Here is a 2,807-nt window from a genome sequence, read left to right as displayed (position 1 = left end):
TAAGGACGTGCTCTCCGTGGCAAACGATCTTCGCATTCAGGAAGTGCGCCTGGCCGGTTTTCGCAATTATCGAAGCCTCGCATTGGGCGACATTGGCGGACTCACGATTTTCGTGGGCCCTAATGCCACGGGCAAAAGCAACGTCGTCGAGGGAATCCAGCTTTTGTGCGCCCATGGGTCGTTTCGTTCGGCCCGTGGGCGTGACCTCATCATGTGGGGCGCGCCTTTCGCCCGACTCGAAGCGCGATTCGTATCCGACTCGCGCGACTTGAGCGTTGCGACGGTGATTGAACCGGCATCGAGGTCGTACACGCTCAATGGGAAACGCCGCGCAGCGCAAGATTTGCAGGGAATTCTGCCCGCAGTGGCGTTCTCTCCCGACGATCTTGAGCTTGCGAAGGGTTCCCAAACGCCAAAGCGTTCCGCAATCGATTTGCTTGGCAGCCAGCTTTCGAAGAACCATCGCGTTATTCGCCGCGATTACGAGAAGCTTCTGCGCAATAAGAATGCGCTTCTGAAAGATGAAGCGACCGATGTGCTCATCGACAGCGTGAACGACGCGCTTATTCCCGTAGCCGCGCGCCTCCATATGTATCGCGTCGCGCTGTTCCGCAATCTGTGCGGCCGCATGGCTCGCGTATACGGCGACATCACCGACGGCGCGGAGGAGCTCTCGTATTCGTACATTCCTTCGTGGCTTCCGGAGGATTTGGCGGAGCTGGCCGAGAGCCGCCCATATGACGTGGAAATGTCGAAAGACGAGGTTCTTGAGGCAACGGCGAATGCGATGTTCTCGCGCCGCCTCGAGGAACGTGCGCGCCACCGTGCGGTCGTGGGCCCGCACGCCGACCATATGGAATTCTTCATCGACGGGCGCAACGCCCGCACGTTTGCTTCGCAGGGCCAACAGCGCTCCATTGCGCTTGCGTGGAAAATCGCCGAGGTTGAATTGGTGAAGAAGATGCTTGGCGTAAAACCCGTGCTGCTGCTCGACGACGTGATGAGCGAACTCGATGCCCGCCGTCGCGGCGCGCTCGTTGATTTGTTGCATGAAGACATCCAGACATTCATGACCGCTACGGATTTGACGTGTTTCGAAGACGATATCGTCGATCGCGCGTCTGTGCTCGATTTGTCGAAGGCGGGTGTTCGCGCATGAGCAATTCCATGAAATCGTTTTCCATGGCCCTCCAAAAGACTTTGCGTGGGCAGGCATCTTCGGACGTGCTTGCGGCTAAAGCGGCGCGCGCCGCAAAAGTGAAGCGCATGTGGAAGTCGGCGCTTGAAGCGTGCGCCGGCCCTGCCGCCGCAGTAATTCTCGACCACACGAATTCGATTTACATCATTCGCAAGGCCGAAGAGGAAACCGATGTTTCACGTGAAACATCGGAACGGAATGAAACCTCGCGCACGTCGCCCGCCGCGCCCCGTTCGGCGGGCGGCGCGTTCGTTCGTCGAAAGCCGCCCGCGGGCGAGCTCATCGTGTATGTGGAAGATAGCCTTATTGCGGCGGAGGTCGACGCGCGCCGCGAGATGATCAAGTTGAAGTTCCTTGAGCTGTTCGGCGAGGAAATCGACGAGTTCCGCATTCGCGTCTCGCGCGGCAAGTACAAACTCTCCCATCCTTACCGTGAAGAAACCGAAAAAACGGCTGCTCAAGAGAAAGCGCCGCGTGTGGCGCTTTCTGAGGCGCGTATAGCCCAGATTGACGAGGAACTGTCCACGATTCCCGATAAAAAGGTGCGAGAAGCGCTTAAACGCGCCATGATTTCCGATTTAGAGGTAAAAAACGCTGCTGCAGTCGAAAAAGGCGACAATGGGGCCTTGTAGGCCGTGTGGACTATCTTAAATCGCGTTCTGAAGCGCGGTATAAAACCCCGAATATGGTAAAATTCGCTAGTTGGATTGCTTGAGTTTTTACGCACCTCATCCAGCTGGTGCGCTCCTCGGCGTCCTGTTCTATGTGAAATTGGCGGTTGAAACGCTTTATGCCTATGGCGCCGGCGTTTGTCGGCGCATCCCGATTTTCATCGGGACGGAAAGGAGGAGGCCGTGGTCAAAGAAAAGCCCGACCACTACGACGGCTCAGACATTAAGGTCCTCGAGGGCCTTGAGGCTGTTCGTATGCGCCCCGGCATGTATATCGGTTCGACGGGTCCGCGTGGTTTGCATCACCTTGTGTATGAGGTCGTGGACAACGCCGTCGACGAGGCTCTTGCCGGCTATTGCACCAAAATCGACGTCACGATTCACGAAGACAACTCCATTACGGTTGTCGACAATGGCCGTGGCATTCCTATCGACGAGCATCCGAAAGAGAAGATCCCTACGGTCGAGGTCGTTCTTACCATCCTCCATGCGGGCGGTAAATTCGGCGGCGAGGGCTATAAGGTTTCCGGCGGCTTGCACGGCGTCGGCGTTTCGTGCGTAAATGCGCTTTCCACGCGCCTCGAGGTTGTCGTGTGCCGCGATGGCGGTAAGCACGAAATCGCGTTTGAGCGCGGCAAAACGGTCGAGAAGCTCCATTGCATCGGCGACGCCGATCATACGGGCACCATGGTTACCTTCTGGCCCGACCCTGAAATCTTCACCGACACGGTTGTGTATGACTACGATACGCTCGCCGAGCGTTTCCGTGAAATGGCCTTCCTGAACAAGGGCCTCCATATTCAGCTTACCGACGAACGCGAGCGTGAGGAAAACGGCTCGTTTAAGACCGAGTCGTTCCAGTATGCCGGCGGTATCGTCGACTTCGTCACGTGGCTCAATCGCGGCAAGGAAACGCTGAATACCCCGATTTACTTTAC

The 2,807-nt window shown here is 57.1% G+C and carries 3 protein-coding genes; all 3 read left to right on the top strand.

The window, feature by feature from the left end; genetic code table 11:
• A partial coding sequence (recF, locus tag ACWI8T_RS09290; RefSeq protein WP_449138735.1) for a DNA replication/repair protein RecF occupies positions 1-1,159 on the top strand: 1,159 nt, incomplete at its 5' end.
• Positions 1,156-1,830 carry a DciA family protein gene (locus tag ACWI8T_RS09285; RefSeq protein ID WP_449138734.1) on the top strand — a complete coding sequence of 225 codons (675 nt, stop codon included), beginning with the start codon at positions 1,156-1,158 and terminating at the stop codon, positions 1,828-1,830. The genes recF and ACWI8T_RS09285, both read left to right, overlap by 4 nt.
• Positions 1,831-2,052: 222 nt before the next feature.
• Positions 2,053-2,807, top strand: a 755-nt coding sequence (locus ACWI8T_RS09280) for an ATP-binding protein (RefSeq protein WP_449138733.1), incomplete at its 3' end; no start/stop codon positions are given.

The sequence above is a fragment of the Slackia sp. genome (assembly GCF_977041755.1).
The sequence above is the reverse complement of the archived record's forward strand: the minus strand, read 5'-3'. Positions and strand labels throughout refer to the sequence as shown.

Coding starts and splice junctions, on each gene's coding strand:
- ACWI8T_RS09285 (WP_449138734.1), top strand. CDS start 1,156: ATGAGCAATTCCATGAAATCGTTTTCCATGGCCCTCCAAAAGACTTTG.